Raw genomic sequence first — 19,404 nt, forward strand, 5'->3', positions numbered from 1 at the left:
CGAACGCCGACACGCGCTCAAGAACGCCCAAGACCTCGACTATGCTGCCGCGTAGTCGCAAGCCCTGATGTGTCTATCGAACCGGGGCAACTCCAGAAGCTCCGCTGCCGCCCTCTTCGTGCAGGTCACTTGGCCAAAGCGATCCTTGTCCTTCAGAGACATGAAGCAGGATGAAAAACGTCTAATATACGTGTAATGATCATGAAATTCCTGTCAGCCAGACATAGTCCTGCCGCAGGTGGAAGGCAGTCCCTCCATCGCAACGGTCATGTCCCGTAAAACCATCGGATCAGCCTGTGCAGGTTCAAGTCCTGCACCTGCCGCACCAGTAGAAAAAGCCCTCTCACCGGCGGAAACACGGTGCGGGGGCTTCTTCGTTTCTGATCTGTGAGTCCCCGTGGCTCCCCGCCGTTTCCCGTGAGAGCCGGCACGCCCGTGGCACGTGATCAAGCTTCGGATCATGCGCGAACGCGCGTATTTCCGCCGGAGGCATGGTGTCAGGGGTTGCATCCTGTACCGGGGTACAGGCTTACCGTCGGACTGCAGGGATCGCTCGCATAAGGGACGGGCGGTCCTGGTACTTGGAGGGCTCATGGAATGGGCACCGGCCGAATGCACGCTTCCGACTGAGGAACGGCCGCTGCGGGTGGCGGAGTTCGATGAACTGTTCGCCTCCGCGCTGCGCGGACTGGAACGAGTAGGACCGACTCACCTGCGGCTCACGCTCGATGATGGAGCACACGTGGAGGAGACCGTGCGTGACCTGACGGCTCGGGAGACGGGCTGCTGCTCGTTCTTCATCTTCACCCTCACCCCCGGTCGTGAAGGGCTGGTCGTGGACATCGAGGTCCCCGCGGTTCATGCGAAGGTGCTCGATGGGCTGGCGGTCCGGGCGATCGAGGCGGTTTCCCAGGCCGCGTCATGAACGGGAAATGGCTACGCACCGGAGAGGTCGCCGAAGCGGCGGGGGTCAACGTTCAAACGCTGCGCTACTACCACCGGCGGGGCCTGCTGGAAGAACCGCAGCGCAGCAATGGGGGACACCGGTTGTATCCACCGGAGACCGTGACGGTCCTGCGTGTGATCAAGGTGGCGCAACGGCTGGGCTTCACGCTGGAGGAGGTGGCCGACCTGGTTGAGACGGCTGCGCATCGTCACGGCAAGTCGGACAGCGGTTTGCAGGCACGGGCGACAGCCAAGCTCGCCGAGGTGGAACAGAAGATCGCCGACCTTCAGACGATCCGTGACACGTTGGTTCAAGCGGTGGATGCCGGGTGTGATGATCTGGTGGCGTGTGCGGCGAGTTCGTGCTGCCCGCTGCCGTTCTCCGGCCTGGTGGACGGGGGCCGGCATGTCGACCCCACCTGGTCCTGACCGACACCGGGATCGAGGCGGTACGACTCCCCGAGGGACTTGCCGACGAGCCGCCCATCCCCGTCGAAGGCCGCTTCCAGGGCGTTGGAAGCGGCCTTCGGCATCGCTGGACGTCCGCCGGCCGGCCGTCGCGACCCGTCGGGCCGTGTACCCCGACGTACGGGGAGTCAGCGGCGCGAGTAGGTGAGGCGTCGCAGTGCGGCCTCGGCCGGTCCTCTTCGCCCACCGGGCGCCAGCAGCGCGGCGAGCACCACGGTGGCCAGCCAGGTCACCACGGCGATGCCGGACGCCGCGGCGTCGCCCACACGCGCGCCGAGCCCTCCGACGTACGGTGCGAACACCGCTACGAAGATCACCGACTGGAGGAGGTAGCAGGTCAGCGACCATTGGCCGCACGCGGCCAGAGCCCTGACGACAAGGCTGGAACGGCCGCGCCGCATCCGGCCGGTGGCGAGTCCGATGATGGCCGCGTACGCGAGCCCGCCGGCGATGCCGGTCACGCTGTGCAGTGCGTACGCCGACACGGCCACCATGTCGGACGGCGTCCAGACGCGGGTGTCGATCAGCATCAGCGGCACCGCGCCGACGACGGCCGGCCCGGTGCCCAGGACGGCGACCCGGGAGAGCAGGTCCCGGTGCGAGACGGGGTCTTCCAGCAGGCGGCGCCTCGCCGCCCAGATCCCGAACAGGAAGGCCGGCACCACGCCGGCGGCGAAGTACGTGGGCGTCATCCCGGCCCATCCGATGAGCCGCATCACGGTCGCCTCGATCGGGTCCGCCATGGCGGCGGGCGTGTCGCCCTTGGGCGCGGAGACGGTGAGCAGCCCGAAGCCGAACAGGATCACGACGTGCAGCACCAGCCCTGCGACGGCGGCCCGTAGCACGACCTTGTCCTCGCGCCGGATGAACCCGGCGAGCACGAGCCCGACCAGCCCGTACGCCCCGAGGATGTCACCGAAGAACAGCAGCAGCGCGTGGCAGAACCCGAACGCCAGCAGCCACAGGCTCCGCCGGCGCAGCACCTTGCGCACCTGTGGCCAGCTCCTGCCCGTGGCGAGTTGCCGGTTGGCGAGCTGTACCAGGCCGTAGCCGAACAGGGCGGCGAACATGGGCAGCGCGCGTCCGTCCACCAGCAGGATCTGCGTCCCGGCGACCAGCCGGTCCAGGGGGCCGCCGTCGAGCGCGTAGCCGCGGAAGCCCGCCTCGTGGCCTGACAGGTACATGTGCGCGTGCGCCAACGCGATGAGCAGCAGCATCAGCCCGCGTGCGAGATCGGGCGCGAGCGCGCGCCGGCTGATCGGGGTGGCCCCGTGAACGGGAGCCGGTGGGGCGATGGACATGGTTGTCCCCTTGAAATTAGATACATAGCTGTAGCTAATGCCTGAGGGTAAGCTACACCCGTGCAGCTAAGCAAGGGGGAGCGATGAGCGATCACAACCCCCGGACGCGCCGGCGCGGAGAAGAACTGCTGAAGGCCATCCATGACGCCGTGCTGGAAGAGGTGGTGGAGGTCGGCGCGGGGCGGCTGACCATGGACGGCATCGCCCGGCGCGCGGCCACGCCCCGCACGACCCTGTACCGCCGCTGGTCGGATCCGCTGGAGGTGCTCCTCGACGCGCTCTACCACCAGCACCCGGTCGAGGAGCCGACGGCGGGGGCCGACGACCTGCGCGGTGACCTCATCCGCGCCCTGCGCCTCATGGTGGACTGGGCCCTCAGCCCGGCGGGCCGCGCTGTCGCGGCCATCCTCACCGACCCGAAAAGCGCCGCACTGATGTCCGAGGCCCTGTTCGAGCGGGTCTTCGCCAACCGGGGCGGCACGTTCACCCGCACCGTGCTGCAGCACTACGCCGACCGGGGCCACTTCCCGGCCGAGCTACTCACCCCGGTCGTGACCGACATCGGCGAGGCCCTCGTCACCAAGCGCCTGATCGACGGGGCACCGCCCAGCGACGAGGACCTCGCGGCGATGGTCGACCAGGCGATCCTGCCCGCGATCGGGAGTCCCCCCGGCAGTCGGTCCGGCCCCGGTGGAGGATCGCGTTGACGATCTCCCGCATCTCGTAGCCGGCCGCGTGACCACAGGCGCGGACGATCACGAACGCCGACGGACGTGTCCGCACCCGAAGGGTTTTGAAGAGGTTGGGCCCGCCGGTCGAAGCTCTCGCCGCTGGGCCTGGTCTCCACGTCGGCTGGAGGTATTCGCTGATCACGGCGATGAGGATCGTGGCTGTCCGAGCGCCCACCTTTTGCTCTCAGCCTTTCGGAGGCCTCTTTAGCGATCTAGAGTGCTTGTCCGTGCTCGAATACCGGACGATCGGCTAGGTGAAGCGATCCTGGTCCGGTGGAGGCTCTGATGTGCGGACGGTGACGTGGGGAGTCGCCTTGGGAACCGCCCGAATGGACGATCACGCACCGAGCCGGACGGATCTGAACGGCCGGGTCCCGCCGAGCGGCAGGACGAACGGCTCCGGATGGTCCTGGACATCGTTCGGGGACCTACGGAGCGTCAGAAGGCAGGGCTGACATCCGCACCGAACGTCCCAGCCTTGACCGTGGCCGCCGTCCTGAAGCTCGACGATCATCGGCTGACGGCCGAAGGTGTCCAGGGACGGTGGCCGGTCAGGGGATGTCCATACGCTGACCTCGAGGATCCCGCGGCCGTCGCCCTCGATGGGAGTGATCTTCGCCTTCTTGTAATAGGCCCGGACCTCGTCTTCTGAGAGCTCCGTCTCCACAGTGAAACGAAGGCGGTAACGGCAGAGGTCCTTGTTCCGACCCTCCACCCCCACAGAACCGTCCACCTCACCGGTGTGGACTTCGGTCTGCGGCGGAGGAGGGTGGTTCAGGAAGCGGTCGGCCAGGCCGTCCAGCCGGTGATCGTGGATCCATCGCGGGATCCACAACACTGCCAGGAACAGCAGGAACGACACCACGATCGCCGTCGGACACCCCCATTTCCGGATCCTGTCGGTCGCCGATCGCGGCCGTACGACGTGGAGGTCATCCGACGGAGTGGTCGACACGGCCACCGACTTCCTGCGCTCTACATCGTTGGATGCTCATCTTTCCGTGCGTGCGGCTCGGTTGTAAGCCCTCCGCACCCCGTGGCCAGGTCCGTCGGCCCCGATTCCCAATCGTCCGGCCGGATCGGAGCTCGAACGGATGTGAGCCCTGATCGCGAGTCGAGGCCTGGAGCCCGAAGGCTTCCCGTACGGCAGGTCGGACGCGGTCATGTGCCCGGCCAGGCGGCCCTGCCTAGGCTTTGCGGGCGAGCAGTTGAACCTCCTGGAACTGCCGTCGGTCGGTGGGCTGAGGTTCGCGGACCATCCGGGCCACCTCGACCAGCCCGGACTCGCGCAGCATCGCGGCGAGATGATCAGGCCACCACCGATAGGCCGGTGCGACTGTGTGATCGAAGACCTGCGTCGGGTGAGACGGACCTTCGCTTGCCGAAAAGCCGATCAGAAGGTGGCCTCCAGGTGCCAGCACGCGATGGAACTCCGCCAGGATGGCGGGGAGTTCCTGAGGCGGAGTGTGGATGACGGACCACCGTGAGAGCACGCCGCCCAGCACGCCGTCGGCGATGTTCAACGCGGCCATCGAGCCCACGTCGAACCGCAGGGCCGGATAGGCCTGTCGAGCCAGCTCGATCATCGCGGGAGAGGCGTCGACGCCGAACGCCGCCAGCCCCAGCTCGTCCAGATGGGCGGTGATGTGGCCAGGCCCACACCCCAGGTCCGCGACCCGACCGTCCCCGCTCGCGCTGACGACCTCGGCGAAGGCACCCAGGATCGCGCGGTCCAGGGGGCTGTCACGCAGGCTGTCGCTGAACAGCTGCGCATAGGTGAGGGCGACAGCGTCGTAAGCCTCGCGGGTGGTACTGAGAACATCGTGTTCGGCCATGTTCGCGACAGTAGTTCCTGGCCCCGGGGCGAGCCGAGAGAATCATGATCTTTCCTCCCGCCCGTTCGACCGGGCCATCGCCGGTTCAGAGGAGTCGTGCGAGGTGAGGGCGTACTCGGCTCACGGTGTTCAGGGGGCTTCGGGCATGTCGGTGCGGCAGCTGACAGCCCGGGAAGCGCCCGAGACCCTGGGACTTTCGACCTGAGGACACCCGGGCGCGAAGCATCCACGAGGAAGATCAGCGGCTGGTGCGGGGAATTCGCCGGGGCACGGTCAGACGGCGTCGTCCAGCTGTTCGGTGAGCCGCTCCAGGCCGCCCTTGATGAGCTGCCCGTACTCGTCGTCGCCAAGCGCGCCGATCCCGGCTCGCGCCTGCTGGAGGTGCTCGCGGGCGCGGTCGAGATCGCCCAGCTTGCGATAGCAGTCGCTCAGGTTGAGGTGCAGCGACGGATACAAGCCGGCCACGGAAAGCGGCACCCCGGCCTGCGCCACCTGCTCATCGGTGACCAGATCGGCGGCGGCAAGCGCCCGCAGATCCCACATCAGCTCCTGGTGCACGTCGTCCTGCACGTCGGCCATCGAGTGGGCAAGGACGCAAACATGCAGCGGGTCGCCTTGCTCGCCGCCGATGTCGTCCCAGATCTGCGCGAACAACTCGCGAGCGGCTTCACGCTGTCCTTGGTGGTGATGCAACTCCACCCCCTGGCCGATCCGGGTCATCGTCGGGTCGGCGGTCATCGGCGGCTCCTTCACCGTTGCGGGCGATCGCGGTCAGCGTACTTGCTTCACGTATTTCAAGGATCTTCAAGATTTCGGCCGGCCGGTTCGCCTGGCAACCGCGGATGACCCACGATTCGACCGGCGGGCCCAGCCGCTGTCCGCAGGTCGTGCAAGATCGGTGTGCGTCTTTGCAGGCGAGTTCGCAGGAGTTCGAAGTGCTCAGCGCCGTCGCTGCCACCACGGCCACTCAGGCGAGGCACGCGGGTTCGCGTTCAGGGTTGGGGAGACGAGGACGAGACACGGGTTCGCGCAAGGCGCGACCGGCCGCCGGACGGCGCGCATCATCGAGATCACGCCGCTCGTGACGACGGGTTCCCGGTTGCGATCCGGCCCCGTTCGACTCCGTTCCGCGGGGAACGGCCGTGCGGCCGCCGCTCGACACCTGCAGGAACAATCCGGCGACTCACGGCCGGGTATCCGAGGAAGGGTCGCTACGGGATTTCCGGGGCGATGTCGATCACGCTTACCGAGCGGACCTTCGGATTCCCGACCATGCGCTTCACCCTCTCTGGCGTGTTGATGACGGTGAAGCCGTATATCAGCCCTTCTTCCGCTCGGTCCCGAAGCTCCGACAGATCAAGGCCGAGCTGTTCCAGGGCAGGCTCGTCCTCGGACTTCAGCAGCGACACCCACCGCCTGAATTCCTCCACCCTGGAAGTGCTCTTCGGGCCCGCGAAGGCATTGAATCCACCGATGGTGCCAGGGTAGACGTAGGGCCAGCCGAAGGACTTGTCGTCCAGGCCGGGGGAGAGAAGCAGGGTCTCGCCGAGTCCGATGATGTGCATGTCATCGACCTCCGCTTCGTCCAGCGGATGCTTCAAGGTGACGACCGCATGGACGCGGTGCCTGCGCCAGTCCATTTCCTTCAGCGTGTTGAGCGTCAGGCGGTTCTCCGCCTTCGGGTCCTGACTCCCGGGCGAGGTTATCGTCTCCGTCAGGCGCCATGGCCTGGGTCTTGGAAAACGGATCTCCCCCGAGGGGTGCTGTCGGAACTCCGCGGACAGGGCAGGGACTTCGCCTGTCCACATGCCGGACATGCGAGGTCCCAGGAAGACCTCCAGGGAACCGTCGAACGGCGGGATCTTGTCGTCGTGGTCAGGGTGCGGCCTGCATTCATCGTCGGGGACGAGGTTGAATCTCATGCTGTAGTCGGGGTTCGCGACGGCGAATCCCATCAGGACGACCCGACTGAATCGAGCGCAGTCCATCATTTCCCTGCCCGGCTCGTCCTTCAATACTTTGAATGTCGCTCCACCCAGCAGGATCATGACGGCGAGGGCCGCTGCCGACGTGCGCGCCGGACCCCATCGATCGACAAGTCGTTTCATTCGAGTGATCCTTGCATTCAAGGATGTGCCAGGGCCTCGATGCACGTCCGCACACCTTCGTCAACCGGTGGCGGTCGTCGGTGATATTTGATGCGTCGATTCCGTCACAGGATTGCTTCTGCGGTCGCTGGGCCGTCCCGAGGCGTCCACGCCCGAGGTGAGTCGATGCAGATGGGGCCGTTGAACCGGCTGGACACCTGGATCGGCAGGATGCCCGATCCCGGCGCGACGCCGTCGGAGGGCGCGGTTCCGGCTTCTTCCCGGCCGCGAAATGCGAAGGTCGAAAGTAGTCAGCGATCACCAAGGTTCACGAGAATGAAGTAGTACCGTTGCGTGATTTTTCGAACATCCGTAATCGGACGCAGGTCCGCTCCGCGATCCGGCGGCGCGAGATCACCCCGATGCGGGGTACCTCCCTTTCCGCCGGGGTACGGGGCTCGTCGCACGGACCTGACGGGGAAGTCGCACGGACCTGACGGGGCTCGTCGCACCGATCTGACGGGGAAGTCGCACGGACCTGACGGGGAACTAGCCGCTCAGGCGTCGGCGCAGCAGGCAGAACTCGTTGTCCTCCGGGTCGGCCAGGACGTACCAGGATTCCTCACCCGTCTGCCCGACATCGGCGTGCCGGGCGCCGATGCTCAGCAGGCGGTCGAGCTCGGCGGCCTGATCGCGATCGGTTGGATTCACGTCGATGTGCAGCGGAAGCCGGCCCGCACTGGGGGTGTCGGTCGGGTTGAACACGATGGTCGGCCGTAGCCCGCCGAAGCCCTCCTTCGGGCCGATCTCAACGCTCCCGTCGACACGATCGAGCACCACGTAGCCGAGCACCTCGCACCAGAAGGCCGCAAGGCGCTCTGGTTCACGGCTGTCGAGCACCAACTCACTGATCCGGCACGCCATACGGTCACCGGTACCCGCCGTGGCTCCCACCATGTACGCGTCGAGTCGACAGCCGGCACACCATGACGAGCCTGTCCGGTGATGCGCTCGATCCAAGAGCGCGGTCGATGGAGGACCTCGCGCAGACCGGGGTCCTCGCGCAGACCGGGGTCATCGGCGAGGTCCGGAGGTGTCCACGACTCGCGCGAGGCCCGCCGGCCCACGTGCGGCGCTCGCCAACGTGGACGGCACCGAAATAGACTTTCCGCGCTTTCTGCATAAAGGAGGAACATGGCGGCCGAGGGCTGGGAATCGATCGACTCCGCCGACGAGTTGCGGGAGCTGCTCGGCACTCCCAAGCCGGCTGTGATCGCCAAGGAGCGCAAGACCCTGCACGAGCTGGACCGGGCCTGGCTGGCCGCCTCGCCGTTCTGCCTCGTCGCGACCTCGGACACCGACGGCGCCTGTGACGTCTCACCCAAAGGCGACCCGCCCGGGTTCACCCTGGTCCTGGACGACTCGACGATCGCGATCCCCGAACGGCCGGGCAATCGCAGGGCGGACGGATTCCACAACATCCTGCGCAACCCGCACGTCGGCCTGATCTACTTCGTCCCCGGCCGCGGTGACACCCTGCGCGTCAACGGCAGGGCGCGCCTGGTGCGCGAGGCACCCTTCTTCGACCGGATGGTGGTCAAGGGGCACCGGCCGCGGCTCGCGATCGTGGTCGAGATCGAGCAGATCTTCCACCACTGCGCCAAGGCGTTCCTCCGCTCGGAGCTGTGGCGCCCGGAGAGCTGGAACCCGCAGGCCCTGCCCTCGCGGGCGCGCATCGCCCAGGCGCTGGAGCGGCCGGACGACCCGATCGAGGAACTGGAGCGCTACTACGGCCCCTCCTACGCGGAGGGGATGTACGGCTGAGCGGGCAGGACCGGCCCGGCCCGGCCGAAGAGGCTCCCCTGGTGAACCTGGCCGACCTGGCCGACCTGGCCATCGCCGGCCACCGGCGCAGGCGGCGTGCCACCCTGACGCTGGTCACCCGCACCGGCACGACCTACCGGATGCCGCAGGCACTCCCCGGACCACCCAGGGGCGGAACGCACCCGTCGCGATCAGCCGGGACGGGCGCATGATCGCCTACTACAGCCGCCAGGCCCAGGCGCACGTGGTCCGCGACCTGGTGAGCGGCTCCGAGGTGACCTCCTCCGTCACGGTGAAGGAGGAGCGGATCGGCGTGGGCTCCATGCTCGTGGTCTCCGACGACGGCCGCCACGTGCTCTTCGATCCGCGGGAGGGGAGCAAGGAGCCCGGACCGCTGATCGACATGCGGACCGGCGGGACGGTGCCGGTGCACGGCAAGTTCGAGACGATCAGCATCAAGGACGGCGTCGCCGCGCTGGTCCGGTACGTCAAGACCGACCTGTGGCTGATGCCCGTCACCGGCGGAGGCTCGCCGGTGCGCTTCGACGGCGTGTTCATCATGTTCGGCGAGCTCGCCCCGGACGGCCGTACGGTGGCCGCCTTCGACTTCGAGAGGAAGGGTCACATGAAGAACACCCTCACCCTTCTCGACGCCAGGACCGGGAAGATCCTGCGGAGGGTCGCCATCCGCGGCCTGCCGGAGAAGGGCGGCGTCTCCAATTCGAGGGAACCGCGGCCGAGGTCGCCAGGCGAGGCCCGGACGGACCCTGGCGCTACCTGATCGACAATCCCTTCGGCACGGCACAGCGGGCCTTTCCCGAGGCGGCGTCCTGAAGGCGCCCGCGAGGCGACCGGAATTCTCACCGGGTCGCCATGGTTTCCGTCTACTGCCCGCGCCGTTGAGAAGCGGCCGAGGAGCGGCCGGGAAGTCGTTGAGCGGCCGGGAAGTCGTTGGGAAAGAGGGGAAAAGATGTCCGCATCGCTGGAGTTCGCGATCGACACGTTCGGGGACGTCACCGTCGACGCGGACGGAAACCGGCTGTCGTACGCGCAGGTGATCCGTAACGTCGTCGAGGAGGCCGTGCTCGCCGACAGCGTGGGGATCGACGCGATCGGCATCGGGGAGCACCACCGGGACGACTTCGCCGTCTCGGCGCCGGAGATCGTGCTGGCGACGATCGCCGGCCGCACCGAACGCATCCGCCTCGGCACCGCGGTGACCGTGCTCAGCTCGGACGACCCGGTGCGCGTGTTCGAGAGGTTCGCCACCCTGGACGCGGTGTCCCAGGGCCGCGCGGAGATCATTCTCGGCCGGGGCTCGTTCACGGAGTCGTTCCCGCTGTTCGGTTTCGACCTGGGGCAGTACGAGGAGCTGTTCGAGGAGAAACTCGACCTGATCTCCCACCTCCTGGAGGAGGGCCCGGTCACCTGGCAGGGCCGCCTCCGTCCCGGGCTGAAGGACCAGCACGTGTATCCGAAGACGGAGTCCGGCCGGCTGCGCACCTGGATCGGCGTCGGCGGCAGTCCCGAGTCCGTGGTGCGCGCGGCGCGCTACCGGATGCCGCTCATGCTCGCGATCATCGGCGGTTCGCCGGAGCGTTTCGCGCCGTACGTCGACCTTTACCACCGCGCTCTCGACCAGTTCGAGTTTCAGCGGCTGCCGGTCGGCGTGCACTCGCCGGGTCACATCGCCGAGACCGACAGCCAGGCCCGCGACGAGCTCTGGCCGCACTATCGCGCGATGCACGACCGCATCGGCCGCGAGCGTGGCTGGGGCCCCACGACCCGCGGCCGCTTCGAGTCGGAGGCCGACGAGGGCTCGCTCTACGTCGGGTCGCCCGAGACGGTGGCCGCGAAGATCGCGAAAACCGTCGGCGCGCTCGGCGTCGACCGCTTCGAGCTCAAGTACAGCTCCGGGACGCTCGCGCACGAGAAGCTGATGAACACGATCCGCCTCTACGGAGAGGAGGTCGTGCCGCGGGTGAGGGAGCTGCTGGCCCAGACGCCGGCCGCGACGCCGGCCGGTTGATCGGAGCGGGGAGAAAGCCGGCGACGAGGTCGCCGGCCGTGATCAGGTAAGCCCCTCCCTCGCGTACGTGGCCGCCGCGTCGAGGAGGGGCGAGAGGGCGTCGCGGAGGTCTTCGACCCGGCGGTGGTGGAAGGCGGTCATCCCCGCCTCGCGGGCCGCCGCGACGTTGGCGAGGGTGTCGTCGACGAACAGGCAGCGCTGGACCGAGGTCCCGGTTCGTTCGGCGGCGATGAGGAAGACGCGCGGATCGGGCTTCGCGACGCCGATGCGGGCGGTGTTCACCACGATGTCGGCGAGGCCGTCCAGCCCCTGCCCGGCGAGGTCCTGCTCCAGCCGTGTGGTCGCGTTGGAGACCAGGGCCACGGTCGCGACCTCGCGAGCCCGGGTGAGCAGGGCCGCGACTTCCTGATCGACCCGTGGAACGACGTCGGACCAGGCGGTGACGACGGCGCGGGCGCGGTCGGCCGATCCGCAGGTGCCGGCGAGATTCGCGGCCACCGCGGAGCGCCACTGCTCGTCGGTGATCTCTCCGGTGATCGCGGAGTGCAGCAGGGACGGCGCGAAGGCCGTCGCCGCGAGGGTGCCCGCGGGGAGTCCGTGCGCGCGGTCGAGCTCGTCGGAGGCGGGCCAGTGGCGAAGCACGCCGTCGATGTCGCAGAGCACGGCGTCATAGGGGAGAACGGTCATGATCGGAACTCCTCGGTGGTCGTTCGGCGGCTCACGTCGGCGGCCCCGCCGGTACGCGGTGGTGCACTCCGCCCGGTCCGGTACGGCTGTCTTCGGCTGTCCCGGTACGGCTCGATCCGTCCGGTCCGGTCAGGTACGGCTCGCTCCGTCCGGTCCGGTCCGGCTGGTTCAGGTTGGCCCGGCGCGGCGAGCCGGGCGGCACGGGTGGTGAGGTGGTGGCGCTCCGGAGCACTCGTCGTGAGGCTCGCCGCCTCGCGGTAGTCGTCGGCCGGGCTATCCAGTGGTCACAGCTCCTCGTCCTGCGTCTGCGCGCCGGACTGCGTCAACATCATGTACTTCATGTCTTCGCTCCCCGTGTTCGAGCGCCCGCGTCGACGCTCTCACCCACAGGTAGAAGCAGGCGACCGCGCTCTCGACATTCTGCCGGGCATCCGGCGAGAAAGGTCCGGTCACGGAGCCGGAACGCGAAGTGCCAGGATGGCCATGTCGTCGGTCATGTGTCCTTGACTGTGGGCGCTGGTGGCCTCCCCGATCCGCCGCACGATGTCGCCGGCGTCGAGGTCCCGGCACTCCGCCAGCAGGGTGATCAGGCGTTCGTCGCCGAACAGGTCCTGCCGCCTCGGCGGATGCGCCTCGGTGACGCCGTCGCTGTACAGCACCAGCGTGTCGCCGGGCCGCAGATCGAAACGGATGTTCCCGAGTCTCGTCTCCTCCATGACGCCCAGCACGACGCCGGGCGTTCTCAGGGACTCCACGCTTCCGTCGGCCCGTCGCAGCAGGGCGGAGGGGTGCCCGGCCGTGGACAGCATTCCCGTGAAACCTTCCCCGTCCGGGCGGAAGATCGCGCACACCACCGTCAGGAACCGCCCGTCCCTGACCCGCTGCGCCAGCAGAGCCCGGTTCAGCTGCTCCAGCACCCTGCTGGGCGAGACGTGGCGGGGCGCGTCGGCCCGCAGCGTGTACCGGGCCAGGGCGGTGATCTGCGCGGCCTCCACCCCGTGCCCGCACACGTCGCCCAGGACCGCGCACCAGCGCGACCCGCTCGCCGAGAACAGGTCGTAGAAGTCACCGGTGACGTCCACCTCGCCCGTGGCCGGAATGTAGGTGGCGGCGGCCTGCAGGCCGGGAACCGTCGGCATCATCGGCGGCAGCAGGCTGTCCTGGAGGGTCCGGACCAGTCTCTCGGACACCTCGCCCGCGGCCCGCAGCTCCAGCACGTGCCGCTCGGAACGGGCCAGCGCGGCCCGGAGCCGGATCTCACCCGACACGGCGCGCGCCAGGATGGCCAGCGTCTGCGCGTCGGTGTCGGACCACGCGCGCGACACCGAGTCCACCACGCAGAGCCCGCCCAGGACCTCGCCGTCCGGGCCGTGGATGGGATACCCGGCCCATGCGCCGATCCCCAGCCGCTCCACCGCCGGCAGGTCGCACACGCGGGGGTCGGCGGCGGCGTCGCCCACGAGCAACGGCTCGTTCGTCGCGACCAGGATGTGGCAGGGGCTGTCGGCCACCGCGTTCTGCCGCTCGGACATGGACGGCTCGCCCATTCCGATCGCGCTCTTCCAGAACGACCGCCGGTCGTCGATCAGGGTCACGAACGCCCGCCGCGTTCCGGTCACCCGCGCGGCCAGGCGGGCGAGGTCGTCGAACGACGGCTCGGGTTCGGAGTCGAGCAGGCCGGTGGCCCACACCGCCGACAGGCGTTTGGGATCGAACACCGCCGCCGGGATCTCAACGCCCATGTGCGCGACCGCTTCCTTCCGGGTACGTCATCCACGATCACGCCGCTCATACCCGGAGCCACCGGAATCAGCCCGGGGCAGGTGATTGTGCCTCACAGAGCAGTACAAACACTACGGATCAGACTCTAGGCCAGCGCGTCCCTGAGACGGCGATCCCCGCCCTGTCCCCGGGCTACCCGGTCCGTCCCCGGCCGCGTGAGCCCGCCGGGACGCACGGTTCCGCCGAGGATCACGTGATGTTCCGCCGGGGATCACGTGATCGCGCCGTGGACTCGTACGGCCGCGGCACGGATCACGGGGCTCCGCCGGGGGATCTCGCCGTCGCGGCGTGGCGGGCGGGCGTGATCACAGGCCCATCTCGCGGGTCAGCAGCAGGTGCGCCTGTTCGATGTCCTCGGAGGTGAAGCCGGGAATGCTCCGGTCAAGCTGCTGGAGCAGAGCCATCAGGGCCTGTTTCTGCGCCATGTGCTGGACGGGAAGCTGGTCGAGATCCACGCTCAGGAGCCAGTCGAACAGCACCACCGCGTCGGCGGTCCACAGGCTCAGCGCGGTCATGTCCGAGGCCGCCATCCTCAGGCCGGGCGTTCCGCTCATGCGAGCAACTTACCCCCATGCATATATGCGAAATAACCCACTTTGTCATCCGGATGCAGGGATCTTATGGCGCGGCCGAAACGGGGGCCGACCAGTGGTCGAAAACAGTCGAAAATCGATGGAAAGGGATGCTGAATGACATTCACCTGTCGATGTGGCACGGTCGGTGACCGGGCCGTCCCCGTGAATCGGGGACGGGGCCGCGAGGGCGCAGGCAGGCCGCCGCGAGGGCGCAGGCAAGCCGCCGCCAGGGCGCAGGCAGGGCGCGGCCGGCGGGGGCGGGGCACTCGTGACGGGGTGGCCGGGTCGCGTGGCGGGGGTCCGGGGAGCACCCTCACCCGTCGAGCGCGGCCCACAGGATCTCGAACTCCTCGGAGGTCAGGGCGTTCAGGCCGAAGTCGCCGGGGTAGATCGGGCCCTCGGCCAGGAAGCCGTGCTCGTCCTCGATGTGCCGCCACGAGTATCTGCGGGCGAGGCCGTCCGAACCCAGCTCGGCGTGCCTCACGGGCCAGTACTCCCCGCCGCTGTCGAGGACGGTCTCGAACAACCACACGTGGCCGTCGCCGTCCACTCCGTGCCAGTACAGGTGCGGCCGGTCGCTCTCGTCGAGCGCCCGGATCGTGTCCCTGCGACGATCCTGCAGCATCATGCTCCTCGGTGTTCGGTAAAAGGCTCGGTGTTCCTCAAAAGGCATGCTGTCGCCAAAAAAGGCTAAAGGGCGCATAACCTGCTTTTTGTTGTGGTGCTCGTTCTCGGTACCGCTCCAGGCGGAGATCTACGGTCGTACGGGGACCCGGGCGCCTCCCGGTGGCGGGCTGCGGCGGGCTGCGGCGGCCAGGCTCGTCGCGGCGGGCGGGCACGTGGTCCCCGCCGATCGTTTCATCGATGACCTGTGGCGGGGGCGGCCGCCGCCCGGAGCGCCGGCCGCCCTCCCGGCCTACGTCGGCCTACGTCGGTCTATGCGGCGACCCTCCGGCCGGGTGCCCGGCTCCGGACGGCTGCCGCGTACGTCCGCCACGGGCCCGTACCTCCTGGCGACCGGCGATCGGGAGGAGGGGCCGCTTCTCCTCATCCTGGGCGGGGCCTGACGGGGCCCGTCGTGAGGGACGGTGCGAGGAGGGGCGGCGCGGGGGCCGGCGGGGGTTCGGCGGGGGTCCGGCGCGGGGGACGGCGTGGGTGCCTCGAGGGGGACGTGTGGTGGTCCGGGTGGACCTCAATTGATTTCGCATCCCGCTGCGGAGCCGTGTATGGTTACACCTGTCCGCAAGCGAGAGCGACACGGACAGGCCCCTTTAGCTCAGTCGGCAGAGCGTCTCCATGGTAAGGAGAAGGTCTACGGTTCGATTCCGTAAAGGGGCTCACAGTCTGACCAGCAGAAACGCCCGACCCGCAAGCTTGCGGAGTCGGGCGTTTTTCGTTGTGCGCGATATTTGCGAGACGGACCCTACCCGGCCTGCGCAGACGGGAACTGAAGGACCTCGGCGCGGCTGGCGACCGGTGAGATCGGCTTACGGCGGCCGTCACGGAACGGAGCCAGCAACTCGTCCAGAATCGTTACCGGCGAGTGGAGCCCGAACCACGCGCGCTTCGCCAGCGCCTCCTGCCACAGCCTCTCCAGTTCCCCCTTCAGCCACGGACGCGACTCATCTGACACGTGGGTATAGGAACGGCGCATCCCCCGCATCTCCGGCGAGGCATGCCCCATCCGGTCATCACGCAGACGCAGCGGCGTGTTCAGGTCCCCCAGCCATGTGCTGTGGGTGTGGCGGGCCAGCTCATGAGGTGTCAGCCCGAACCGCACCGGCAGCCAAGAAGCGACCGCCGTGTCCTCGGTGATCCGAGAGCGGACGAACCGGTCGAGGATCTGCTCGCGCGTCATACGGTGTGCCTCCTCCACCTCCACCCCCTGCTCGATGGCGAAGGCCACCAGATCCGCCCTAGACGAGGCGGCGTTCACCCCGAGCCCCAGGGGCCGCCCCTGGTATCCGCGGATCGGTGGGCGCTCGTACGGCTCCCCAGGGACGGCAGATGGCCACGGCGGTAGCGGTGCGCCGGGCCACAGACTGTCCACCTCGACGAGCACCGGCCGGCCATCACGAACGCGGCTGCCCTTCGAGTTGGGGTATCGGCCATCAGCCGCTGGGTCAAAGAACCGGCGGGCGTAGTTGGAGTTGCGCTGATGCGCCCCCTTTGGCCCCAGGAACACGAACGCCCCTCCCCCCTGGCAGGGCTGATCCTCCTGGTTCTCCATCGTCTCGGGCTCACAAGCACACCGCTGATCGGGGTGCGCGGCGATCTGCCGGGTGAGCAACTGCTGGAGGAACGGCGGCAGGTCGATGGTGCGGTGGGAGTCATCCTTGGGCGGCATTAGGTAAAACCGCCCGCCCGCCTCCAGCAGTTGCCAGTCGATGCGGATCGACCCGAGCTTGACGTAGTTACGCTGCAGCCCCATGGCCTCGCCCCAGCGCAGTCCACTCCAGGCAAAAAGCACGCCGAGGATGAAGTCGTCGTTGCGGCCGGACATGATGGCCAGGCGCTCGGCCAGCACGACTGCCTCCAGCGGCGTGGCCGCCGACTTCTCCTTGCCACGGCCCGCTGTGCCGGCGCCGGAACGCCGGCCGCGGTGACGCTGGCGAAGCGCCGGGTTGCTGGGGATCAGCCCTTCGGTGACCGCATCACCGAGCAGGGTGGCCAGCCGGGTACGGGCGCCGCTGGGCACCCCGTCTCGGCTGTATCCGGCTTTAACCATCCGCTGCTCCCAGGCATTCACCGCGCTGGCGGTGATGTCCGCGAGCTTCCACTCACCCCACTCAGGCAGGACATGGGCACGAAACAGGTAGGCGTAGTTGCCTCTGCTGCGTAGTCCAAGGTCAAGACTCTCCCACCAGGTGGCGAACCAGTCGTTGACCGTGACCTCCTCCGAAGGAGCCTCGGCGATCAACCCGAGCCGTTCTTTGACCTCCTGCTCCTCTCCCCACCGTTCGGCCTCGCGTTCGCTGGCGAACCGCCGACCTGTGTTGGGGTTGCGGGACTTACTGCCCCACGTGCCGTCGGCCCGCTTGTAGCGGACGTTGATCACTTTGTTGCGGAGGTATGCGTGAGCCATTGGGGTCCTCGGGGGTGAGGGGTCTTAGGTGGCTCTAGCCGAGCACACACACGTCGAGCAGCGGGTCCAAATCGACACGGACGACACAGTTACCGCCAGCTGCGGGAGGGGGCGGCGGTGGCGGCGTTGTGGGCGAAGGTGGGGGTTCCTGCGTGGCGGATGGCTGCTGCGTCGGGGGTGGCGCAGCCCGTGTTGAGGTGGACGCTTGCGGGCTCGGCTGGTCCCGGGTGCGCTCGGTTCTGGTGGGTGTCGGTTCTTGGGTTTCGGGCCGAGGGGGAGACGTCGGCTGCGAACTCGGTCGGGACGTCGGCCGAGACGATGGCCGGGAGGACGGGCGGGAACTCGGCCGCGACGACGGACGAGCCTCAGGAGGAGGCGGGCCGCTCGTCGCCTCGGGCGGCGAGAACGGCTGGTCTGCAGCGGGAGTCCGCGAACGAGCCTGTCGGGGGGTAGGCGGGCGGGAGCTGGGGGCGACGCGCGTCTGCGTGGCCTGCGCGGTGACGGTGTGAGTGGCGGCTGGCATCGTGACCACACGAAGAGCAGCGGGAGGCTCGGTTAGTTTCGGCTCGTCCCATGACACAGAAATGGGACTAATGGCAACTACCGAGGCTGCTGTTGCGGTTGTGGCAACAATGACGGTCGCCTTCGTGTGCTCTTTGAGCTCCTTCACGAGGCGATAGGCCGCTGCAGCTGCGACGCCAGGGATCAATGGGATGAGCACGTGGGGGCGAAGCTTCTTAAGCGCAGCCAATGCCAAGGTTCGGCGTTCATCCAGGTTAACGACAATCAGGGGCGCTTCGTCGTCTCGTTGAACACTAACTGCCGCCACTTCAGGCTCAAGCTGTTTCCGCCGGTAGGAACGCACGTTGTCATTGCTCACGCGGCGTGCTCCTTAGCGAGATCGCGGAGGCAGCGCCATACGGCTGCCTCGCGCTCAGGGTCTGGGCGGCCGATTGGATTTATCACCGCCCGCAGTCGCCGGCCTTCGACGTATGTGACGACCAATCGCTGTGTTCCCGCAGGTGAGCGGAGAGCCTCCACGATTTCAGCGGGGGGCGTATCGCTGTGGTGCTGAGACTCTTGCTGCCTGAATGTAGACGAACTTTGGGCAGCGGTAATCATCTTGATGAGCGCCCGCTCGGCGCGGGGCGGCTTGCCCCGGCCAGCGACGCGTAGAGCGGCTTGGCGGAGTCGCTGGAGCGTTCCTTCGGTTGCGTCGGTGTGATTTTCGGGCTTTGCGTGGTGGGACGACGGCACGTAACCTCCCAGTTTGTCGCGGAGAGCGTGGCTTCAATCCCTCGCCGGTCAGGTGTCGGGCTTATAGGTGACGCCCGAAACCCCTGGGTGGTCCATACCTAGTTGAACCTTGTAACTGTTTTGTTACGCCGAGTGTGGCATTGATGAGCAATTAGCCCCTTTACTCACAAAGCGCCCAACATGTCCACCTTTTAGGCAGGTCTTCTTTCCTGATTGTCGCCATCATCCCGCCTTGCGATGCGATCAAGTTTGCCGTTGAACTCCTCAAGCCGCCGGTCGAGTGACAGCTCGATAGATCGCTGAGTAGCCCGGAGGAGATTGAAGAGCATCCTCTCGCTGTCGGTCTGTGGCACGAACGTGTCCAGATCGATCTCATCCTCATCTCCCTCGTCCGCTGCGGGCGCCTTCGCCTCGGCCGCAACGGGGGGTTGGGAGACGGCGGGCTCGCCGAGGGGGGTTGGTTCTCTGCCTTGGAGGATCGCGCGAACGCTGCCTGGTTCCCACTCCAGGGCGCGCTCGAGGTTGGCGATGGTGCGTGGGCTGTAGCGGGTACTTCGAGCGCCCTCGATCGCTTGGACGCGATCTATCGAGAGTGGGCCTTGGGTGGCCACGTACATCTGTGTCCAGTCTTTGTCCGCCCGCCGGCGCCGGACCGCGTCGCCGACCCGGATCCAGTCATCACGGGTGTTCATAGCGCCCATCATGCCTGAGGTTTTCAGGCGTATCTAGGCGTACCTAGGCGTGAGTTTGACTGAAGTCACAAACCCCTGTCACGGAGTAACGCACGACCACACCTGT

At 67.8% G+C, this 19,404-nt stretch carries 19 protein-coding genes and 1 tRNA gene; 8 read left to right on the forward strand and 12 right to left on the reverse strand.

The window, feature by feature from the left end:
- Nucleotides 1-592 precede the first annotated feature (592 nt).
- Nucleotides 593-925 carry a hypothetical protein gene (locus AB0F88_RS39585; protein ID WP_362696385.1) on the forward strand — a complete coding sequence of 111 codons (333 nt, stop codon included), beginning with the start codon at nt 593-595 and terminating at the stop codon, nt 923-925.
- Nucleotides 922-1,374 carry a MerR family transcriptional regulator gene (locus AB0F88_RS39590; RefSeq protein ID WP_362696387.1) on the forward strand — a complete coding sequence of 151 codons (453 nt, stop codon included), beginning with the start codon at nt 922-924 and terminating at the stop codon, nt 1,372-1,374. The genes AB0F88_RS39585 and AB0F88_RS39590 overlap by 4 nt, the downstream gene beginning before the upstream one ends.
- Nucleotides 1,375-1,541: 167 nt before the next feature.
- Here AB0F88_RS39590 and AB0F88_RS39595 read toward each other — a convergent pair whose 3' ends face one another.
- Nucleotides 1,542-2,714 (reverse strand): DUF418 domain-containing protein, encoded by a 1,173-nt coding sequence (locus AB0F88_RS39595; RefSeq protein ID WP_362696389.1) that lies wholly within the window; start codon nt 2,712-2,714, stop codon nt 1,542-1,544.
- Between the two features lie 83 nt (nt 2,715-2,797).
- Here AB0F88_RS39595 and AB0F88_RS39600 point away from each other — a divergent pair, with 83 nt between their 5' ends.
- Entirely contained in the window at nt 2,798-3,421 is a 624-nt protein-coding gene (locus AB0F88_RS39600) for a TetR-like C-terminal domain-containing protein (RefSeq protein WP_362696391.1), read from the forward strand.
- Nucleotides 3,422-3,782: 361 nt separating this feature from the next.
- Here AB0F88_RS39600 and AB0F88_RS39605 read toward each other — a convergent pair whose 3' ends face one another.
- From AB0F88_RS39605 to AB0F88_RS39625, 5 genes are all read right to left on the reverse strand, one after another.
- Entirely contained in the window at nt 3,783-4,307 is a 525-nt protein-coding gene (locus AB0F88_RS39605; RefSeq protein WP_362696393.1) for a hypothetical protein, read from the reverse strand.
- A gap of 325 nt (nt 4,308-4,632) precedes the next feature.
- Nucleotides 4,633-5,280 (reverse strand): methyltransferase domain-containing protein, encoded by a 648-nt coding sequence (locus AB0F88_RS39610; RefSeq protein WP_362696395.1) that lies wholly within the window; start codon nt 5,278-5,280, stop codon nt 4,633-4,635.
- Nucleotides 5,281-5,553: 273 nt separating this feature from the next.
- Nucleotides 5,554-6,018, reverse strand: a complete 465-nt coding sequence (locus AB0F88_RS39615; RefSeq protein ID WP_362696397.1) for a tetratricopeptide repeat protein — start codon at nt 6,016-6,018, stop codon at nt 5,554-5,556.
- Between the two features lie 473 nt (nt 6,019-6,491).
- Nucleotides 6,492-7,388: a hypothetical protein gene (locus AB0F88_RS39620; RefSeq protein ID WP_362696399.1), complete on the reverse strand. Its 897-nt coding sequence runs from the start codon at nt 7,386-7,388 to the stop codon at nt 6,492-6,494.
- Between the two features lie 528 nt (nt 7,389-7,916).
- Nucleotides 7,917-8,291, reverse strand: coding sequence for a VOC family protein (locus tag AB0F88_RS39625; protein ID WP_362696401.1), 375 nt, complete (start codon nt 8,289-8,291; stop codon nt 7,917-7,919).
- 270 nt (nt 8,292-8,561) lie between these two features.
- Between AB0F88_RS39625 and AB0F88_RS39630 the strand changes: the two genes are divergently transcribed.
- From AB0F88_RS39630 to AB0F88_RS39645, 4 genes are all read left to right on the forward strand, one after another.
- Nucleotides 8,562-9,191: a pyridoxamine 5'-phosphate oxidase family protein gene (locus AB0F88_RS39630; RefSeq protein ID WP_362696403.1), complete on the forward strand. Its 630-nt coding sequence runs from the start codon at nt 8,562-8,564 to the stop codon at nt 9,189-9,191.
- A gap of 41 nt (nt 9,192-9,232) precedes the next feature.
- A complete protein-coding gene (locus AB0F88_RS39635) occupies nt 9,233-9,403 on the forward strand; it encodes a hypothetical protein (RefSeq protein WP_362696405.1) in 171 nt (56 codons plus the stop codon).
- Nucleotides 9,400-9,972: a hypothetical protein gene (locus AB0F88_RS39640; protein ID WP_362696407.1), complete on the forward strand. Its 573-nt coding sequence runs from the start codon at nt 9,400-9,402 to the stop codon at nt 9,970-9,972. Before AB0F88_RS39635 ends, AB0F88_RS39640 begins: the two co-directional genes overlap by 4 nt.
- Before the next feature lie 189 nt (nt 9,973-10,161).
- On the forward strand, nt 10,162-11,220 hold the full coding sequence (locus tag AB0F88_RS39645; RefSeq protein WP_362696409.1) for an LLM class flavin-dependent oxidoreductase: 1,059 nt from the start codon (nt 10,162-10,164) through the stop codon (nt 11,218-11,220).
- 42 nt (nt 11,221-11,262) lie between these two features.
- On the opposite strand, the gene AB0F88_RS39650 is transcribed toward AB0F88_RS39645, so the two are convergent.
- The 4 genes from AB0F88_RS39650 to AB0F88_RS39665 form a co-directional block, all read right to left on the reverse strand.
- Nucleotides 11,263-11,907, reverse strand: a complete 645-nt coding sequence (locus AB0F88_RS39650) for an HAD-IA family hydrolase (RefSeq protein WP_362696411.1) — start codon at nt 11,905-11,907, stop codon at nt 11,263-11,265.
- A 449-nt stretch (nt 11,908-12,356) separates the two neighbouring features.
- Entirely contained in the window at nt 12,357-13,649 is a 1,293-nt protein-coding gene (locus tag AB0F88_RS39655; RefSeq protein WP_362696413.1) for a GAF domain-containing SpoIIE family protein phosphatase, read from the reverse strand.
- A 345-nt stretch (nt 13,650-13,994) separates the two neighbouring features.
- Complete coding sequence (locus AB0F88_RS39660; RefSeq protein WP_362696414.1) at nt 13,995-14,243, reverse strand: hypothetical protein; 249 nt, start codon at nt 14,241-14,243, stop codon at nt 13,995-13,997.
- Nucleotides 14,244-14,577: 334 nt separating this feature from the next.
- Nucleotides 14,578-14,889, reverse strand: a complete 312-nt coding sequence (locus AB0F88_RS39665; protein WP_362696415.1) for a hypothetical protein — start codon at nt 14,887-14,889, stop codon at nt 14,578-14,580.
- Between the two features lie 640 nt (nt 14,890-15,529).
- Here AB0F88_RS39665 and AB0F88_RS39670 point away from each other — a divergent pair.
- Nucleotides 15,530-15,602, forward strand: a tRNA-Thr gene (locus tag AB0F88_RS39670).
- 85 nt (nt 15,603-15,687) lie between these two features.
- Here the strand turns inward: AB0F88_RS39670 and AB0F88_RS39675 are convergent.
- Together AB0F88_RS39675 and AB0F88_RS39680 are read right to left on the reverse strand one after the other, a co-directional pair.
- Complete coding sequence (locus AB0F88_RS39675) at nt 15,688-17,322, reverse strand: hypothetical protein (RefSeq protein WP_362696417.1); 1,635 nt, start codon at nt 17,320-17,322, stop codon at nt 15,688-15,690.
- 1,475 nt (nt 17,323-18,797) lie between these two features.
- Nucleotides 18,798-19,298 (reverse strand): hypothetical protein, encoded by a 501-nt coding sequence (locus AB0F88_RS39680; RefSeq protein WP_362696419.1) that lies wholly within the window; start codon nt 19,296-19,298, stop codon nt 18,798-18,800.
- Nucleotides 19,299-19,404 lie beyond the last annotated feature (106 nt).

The sequence above is a fragment of the Streptosporangium sp. NPDC023963 genome (assembly GCF_040639135.1).
Classification (GTDB): domain Bacteria; phylum Actinomycetota; class Actinomycetes; order Streptosporangiales; family Streptosporangiaceae; genus Streptosporangium.

What these genes read in the sequence shown, in the direction of transcription:
- AB0F88_RS39660 (WP_362696414.1), bottom strand. Translation starts at nt 14,243, where the DNA reads ATGAGCGGAACGCCCGGCCTGAGGATGGCGGCCTCGGACATGACCGCG.
- AB0F88_RS39650 (WP_362696411.1), bottom strand. Translation starts at nt 11,907, where the DNA reads ATGACCGTTCTCCCCTATGACGCCGTGCTCTGCGACATCGACGGCGTG.
- AB0F88_RS39630 (WP_362696403.1), top strand. Translation starts at nt 8,562, where the DNA reads ATGGCGGCCGAGGGCTGGGAATCGATCGACTCCGCCGACGAGTTGCGG.
- AB0F88_RS39625 (WP_362696401.1), bottom strand. Translation starts at nt 8,291, where the DNA reads ATGGCGTGCCGGATCAGTGAGTTGGTGCTCGACAGCCGTGAACCAGAG.
- AB0F88_RS39600 (WP_362696391.1), top strand. Translation starts at nt 2,798, where the DNA reads ATGAGCGATCACAACCCCCGGACGCGCCGGCGCGGAGAAGAACTGCTG.
- AB0F88_RS39595 (WP_362696389.1), bottom strand. Translation starts at nt 2,714, where the DNA reads ATGTCCATCGCCCCACCGGCTCCCGTTCACGGGGCCACCCCGATCAGC.
- AB0F88_RS39665 (WP_362696415.1), bottom strand. Translation starts at nt 14,889, where the DNA reads ATGCTGCAGGATCGTCGCAGGGACACGATCCGGGCGCTCGACGAGAGC.
- AB0F88_RS39680 (WP_362696419.1), bottom strand. Translation starts at nt 19,298, where the DNA reads ATGAACACCCGTGATGACTGGATCCGGGTCGGCGACGCGGTCCGGCGC.
- AB0F88_RS39585 (WP_362696385.1), top strand. Translation starts at nt 593, where the DNA reads ATGGAATGGGCACCGGCCGAATGCACGCTTCCGACTGAGGAACGGCCG.
- AB0F88_RS39645 (WP_362696409.1), top strand. Translation starts at nt 10,162, where the DNA reads ATGTCCGCATCGCTGGAGTTCGCGATCGACACGTTCGGGGACGTCACC.
- AB0F88_RS39655 (WP_362696413.1), bottom strand. Translation starts at nt 13,649, where the DNA reads ATGGGCGTTGAGATCCCGGCGGCGGTGTTCGATCCCAAACGCCTGTCG.
- AB0F88_RS39620 (WP_362696399.1), bottom strand. Translation starts at nt 7,388, where the DNA reads ATGAAACGACTTGTCGATCGATGGGGTCCGGCGCGCACGTCGGCAGCG.
- AB0F88_RS39590 (WP_362696387.1), top strand. Translation starts at nt 922, where the DNA reads ATGAACGGGAAATGGCTACGCACCGGAGAGGTCGCCGAAGCGGCGGGG.
- AB0F88_RS39610 (WP_362696395.1), bottom strand. Translation starts at nt 5,280, where the DNA reads ATGGCCGAACACGATGTTCTCAGTACCACCCGCGAGGCTTACGACGCT.
- AB0F88_RS39640 (WP_362696407.1), top strand. Translation starts at nt 9,400, where the DNA reads ATGATCGCCTACTACAGCCGCCAGGCCCAGGCGCACGTGGTCCGCGAC.
- AB0F88_RS39615 (WP_362696397.1), bottom strand. Translation starts at nt 6,018, where the DNA reads ATGACCGCCGACCCGACGATGACCCGGATCGGCCAGGGGGTGGAGTTG.